5 protein-coding genes are annotated in these 3,699 nt (G+C 63.1%); 1 reads left to right on the top strand and 4 read right to left on the bottom strand.

Features of this window, described 5'->3' with window-relative positions:
* Together AC1D00_RS31530 and AC1D00_RS31525 are read right to left on the bottom strand one after the other, a co-directional pair.
* A partial coding sequence (locus tag AC1D00_RS31530) for a hypothetical protein (protein WP_477013351.1) occupies positions 1 to 200 on the bottom strand: 200 nt, incomplete at its 3' end.
* Between the two features lie 148 nt (positions 201 to 348).
* The gene (locus AC1D00_RS31525) at positions 349 to 765 is read right to left on the bottom strand and encodes a winged helix-turn-helix transcriptional regulator (protein ID WP_049823873.1); all 417 of its coding nucleotides are present in this window, start codon (positions 763 to 765) and stop codon (positions 349 to 351) included.
* Between the two features lie 229 nt (positions 766 to 994).
* Here AC1D00_RS31525 and AC1D00_RS31520 point away from each other — a divergent pair, with 229 nt between their 5' ends.
* Positions 995 to 2,116, top strand: coding sequence for an L-dopachrome tautomerase-related protein (locus tag AC1D00_RS31520; RefSeq protein ID WP_477013350.1), 1,122 nt, complete (start codon positions 995 to 997; stop codon positions 2,114 to 2,116).
* A gap of 49 nt (positions 2,117 to 2,165) precedes the next feature.
* Here AC1D00_RS31520 and AC1D00_RS31515 read toward each other — a convergent pair whose 3' ends face one another.
* Positions 2,166 to 2,435, bottom strand: coding sequence for a hypothetical protein (locus AC1D00_RS31515; protein ID WP_477013349.1), 270 nt, complete (start codon positions 2,433 to 2,435; stop codon positions 2,166 to 2,168).
* 192 nt (positions 2,436 to 2,627) lie between these two features.
* A partial coding sequence (locus AC1D00_RS31510) for a sensor histidine kinase (protein ID WP_477013348.1) occupies positions 2,628 to 3,699 on the bottom strand: 1,072 nt, incomplete at its 5' end.

The raw sequence follows: 3,699 nt of genomic DNA, 5'->3' as shown, positions 1-3,699 counted from the left end.
GGCCGGCACATCACTGCTGCCTTCATCTGGGTCATGACATGAAATCCTGCGAGTTTTGGCCAACTGGCTTGCAGGAGAAGGCGCAAAGATTCAAGCGCAGGTTCGGCGCACGCTTGCCGAAAACGAGGCGGGTCGTAGCTCCGCGTTTTCGACAACGACGTGGTGATCGGCTCTTGGTCTTGCGCGGCTACGTCATGCATGGGTGCATGACGTAAGCGTCGCTGCTAGAATTGGAAGCGCGTCTCCTTGCGGCGTAGACTGACGCCGTCTCCCTCGTCCTGCGTGATTTGCCTGCAGTCGTCGCAGGGCATGGTCGATACGCGGGGCCGCGTGACGAAGGGGGCCCCCCTACGCGCGGCCTGCCGGCAAACTCCGTCTGACCCGCGGCGAGAGCGAAACGGCGCCGCTGACCGCGCCGGCACGGGCTGCTTCCGTCGCGAGATACTGATTGCCCCATGTCCAGAGCATGCGAACGACCGGTTCGAGCGAGCGCCCAAGCGCCGTCAGGGAATACTCGACCCGCGGCGGGACCTCCGCGTAAATCTCGCGATGAATGAGGCCGTCCGCCTCGAGCTCGCGGAGTTGGCGCGTCAGCATGCGCTGCGTGATCCGGGACAGGCGCCGCTTGAGCTCGTTGAAGCGAATCGTATCGTCGAGCAGGTGATAGAGAATCACGCCCTTCCACTTGCCGTCGATCAGATCGAGGGTGGCCTCCACGGGGCATCCCACGGCACAATCATAGGTCTTGCTGCCGAGCTTCTGCATGGTTCACTCCGTGATACTAGAGGACTGGCCTGTGCGTAATTGCCAGTCCCCAAATTAGCGCGCATCGTGGTTCTCGCAAAGATCGATATCGGCGAGGCGGTGATGAACGAGCCACGGCCTCGGTTCGCATAAGGTCTCTGCATTCAAATCCTGCGGCGGCAGCCGGCGCAGACCGGGCGAACGCACGCCGGAATAACCTTAGAAACACAGGGAGGGAGCGGTGCGAAGCGTGAGGAGAGGTATTCGACTTGTCACTTTTCTGTCGGCGGCAATCGTCACGGGCGCAGCCTGTGCGGAGAGCGGAAGCGGCAACGCCGAAGTCTTCGCGAAGCTCCCCCAGTCGGTCGGCAACATTGCGTTTACGCCGGACAATCAGCTGATCTTCAGTCACCATCCATTCTTCAGTCCCGACATTCGTGTGGCGCGGCTGACATCGTCAACGACGTTCGAGCCGTTTCCAAATGCCGAGTGGAATACTCCACGAAAAGGGACCGATCGGTACCTGGATAACGTGCTGGGCCTTCGTTCCGACGAAAGCGGCGTCGTGTGGATCATCGACATGGGATTCCGGACGCAGATCACGCCGAAGCTGGTCGGCTGGAACACGCGCACGAACAGGCTGGAGCGCATCTATTACCTGCCGGAGCCCGTGACCGTGAAAGGTTCGCAGCCGCAGGACATCGTGATCGACCAGAAGAACCGGAAGTTCTACATCGCGGACGAAAACATCGGGCCCGGTGGCGATGGGTCTCATGCTGCGATCATCGTAGTCGATATGGATACGGGTGCCGCCCGGCGCGTGCTGGACGGCGATCGATCCACGGTCCCGGAGAATGTGCCGATCAGCGTGGACGGCAGTGATCTGACGGTGCCGGGCAAGGACGGCAAGCCTTCGCTCATCAAGGTCGGCTGCGACGGCATCACGATGGATGCCAGGTCCGAATGGGTCTATTTCGCGCCGCTCAGCGGTCGGTCGCTGTATCGCATCAAGGCCACCGACCTCGGCAACGAGATGCTGCCCCCCGAAGAGCTGAGCGCGAGGGTGGAACGCTACTCGGACAAGCCGAACAATGGCGGCCTGTCGATCGACTATGCCGGCAATATCTACCTGACTGCGGTTGAGACCAAATCGATTGGTGTCGTTGGGACCGATCGGAAGTTTCGCACCTATCTGAGCGATCCGGACATGGTTTGGCCGGACGGGATTACTGCCTCTCCCGACGGGTACATGTACGTGTCCGCGTCTCAGGTCTCCGCAGCCGYCATGTTCCATGGTGGAAAGGCGGAAAACAAGACGCCGTATCTGATCTATCGATTCAAGCCAATCGCAGCAGGCTATATCTCACGTTGACGGCGGGAGAGACGACCCCGGCATTGGACAGCCGGGGTCGGAATCCGTCTCAGCGTTCTTCGCTCGTCGCGTTGGCGCTCGCGAGCCGCTTCACGCGGGGCGACAGCACCGAGACCTGCGCGGGCGAGGCGGGCATGCCGGCGACAGTCATCGCGGGCGCCGCCGTCTGCTCCTCGACGCCGGCGCCGCCGAGCACCTGCACCTGCGTTGCCGAAATCGGAAACGACTTCATTTCGTAAGAGGGAAGCTCGCCGGCAAGCGCCCCGGCCGAGCTCGCAATCATCGCGACGGCAATGGCAATCATCGAGAGAACACGCATTGGAAAATCTCCGTGGAAGATGGCAATCGGAGGTTTGGTCGCGTCGATGCCGCAACAGGTTCGCTTGCGTGCGAACATTCCTATTGCCTTCGGCGAATATATTGGTTGCTTGATGCGAAGGGACGAAACGAGGAAGAAGTTTTTCGCGCCAATGTTTCCGGACGGTTTCGCGGAAGCGCCGATGCGCCCCGCCTAGTGCTCTTGCAGATCAAGCTGCGGAGATTTGACCGACGCGTTGGCCGCGGGAAAGTGCAGGCGCATCGTCGTGCCATGACTCGGCGCGGAAGAGATGACCAGCTCGCCGCCGTGGGCGGCCATGATCTCGCGCACAATCGACAGGCCGAGGCCCACGCCATCGCCCGCGCTGTTGCCGGTCTGAAATGGCTCGGTCAGCCCGTGTTCGGCGCCATCGGGCAGGCCCGCGCCGTCATCGTGAATCGAGACGCCATCGCGGCTGAGCGTGGCGGTGATGCGCCGCGCGCCACGGGCGTGGATGAGCGCGTTGCCGACGAGATTGGCGAGCGCGCTGCGAATTGCGGCGTCCACGCCCTGCACCGGGAACGGTCCCTGGTCGGCCCGCTCCAGCGCAAGCTCTATGCCGGCGTCCAGCGCCGAGGGACCGAAATCGGCCAGAACGTCCAGCGTGATCTCGGCAAGATCGATTGGCCGCTTCTCGATCGCGTGATTTTGCAGGCGCGCGAGGTCGAGCATGGCGGAGACCAGCGAGGTGAGGCGGCGGACGTCCCGCACCAGCTCGACCTTCAGGGCCGGCTCGGCCACGTCCTCGATCTTCGCGCGCAGCAGCGTCAGCGGCGTGCGGAGCTGATGGGCGGCATTGCCGAGAAAGCGGCGCTGCATCCTGATATAGGCGTCGATCTCGCCGAAGGCGCGGTTCAGCGCCTCGACCAGCGGCTTCAGCTCGCGGGGGACCTCGGACAGGGAGATCAGACCTTGCGGCGCTGCAGGGTCGATCGCGAGCGCGCGAAGCGCCACCCGTTCGATACCGCGTGAGACGAAACGCGCGGCCAGCGCCGCGCCGACGGCAACGGTCGCGGCAAAGGCCAGCGCCAGCAGCGTGATCGAAAAGATACTGCGGATGAGAAAGTTTCTCGCCATCCGGCCGAAACGGACTTGAGGCTCGCCGACCATGATCGCGAGCCGCAACGCCCCCCGTTGCACGACGGCGAGGCAGAAGGTGCTCTTCTGGTCGAGTGTGCTGAAGACCGATGAGCCGACGGGCCCGTGATAGGGAAACGCGAAGGGG

Source organism: Bradyrhizobium sp. P2_E8 (genome assembly GCF_056403875.1).
This window is presented reverse-complemented; position numbering and strand designations above follow the sequence as displayed.